The organism is Neisseria maigaei, from assembly GCF_958267405.1.
GTDB classification, from domain to species: Bacteria; Pseudomonadota; Gammaproteobacteria; order Burkholderiales; family Neisseriaceae; genus Neisseria; species Neisseria bergeri.
Genome location: NZ_CATQFT010000029.1, coordinates 1 through 296 on the forward strand (window position 1 = coordinate 1; position 296 = coordinate 296).

The following is a 296-nucleotide window of genomic DNA, read 5'->3' on the forward strand; positions in this document are numbered from 1 at the left end:
GGCGGTTGCGGCAGGCTTTGCGCATAATGCCGTCTGACAACTGATGCTCTTTCAGATGTTGCCGGTTTTCCTTACTGTCGTAGCCTTTGTCGGTATAGGCGGTCGTATCTTCGGCAATGCCCTCCAGCAAAGGCGATAGGTGTTTGCACTCATGGGCATTGGCAGGGGTAATGTGCAGTTTCTCGATATAGCCTTCCCCATCGGTACGGGTATGTTGTTTGTAACCGGGTTTGTAGAGACCGTTTTTCTTTATCCAACAGGCATCGCTGTCTTTACTCGGTGTGGTTTGGCCGCTG

Annotated in this window: 1 protein-coding gene; it reads right to left on the reverse strand. The window is 51.7% G+C overall.

Translation table 11 applies throughout. The annotated features are described in order from the left end of the window. Positions 1-296, reverse strand: a 296-nt coding sequence (locus Q3O06_RS05410) for a transposase (protein WP_301818010.1), incomplete at both ends; no start/stop codon positions are given.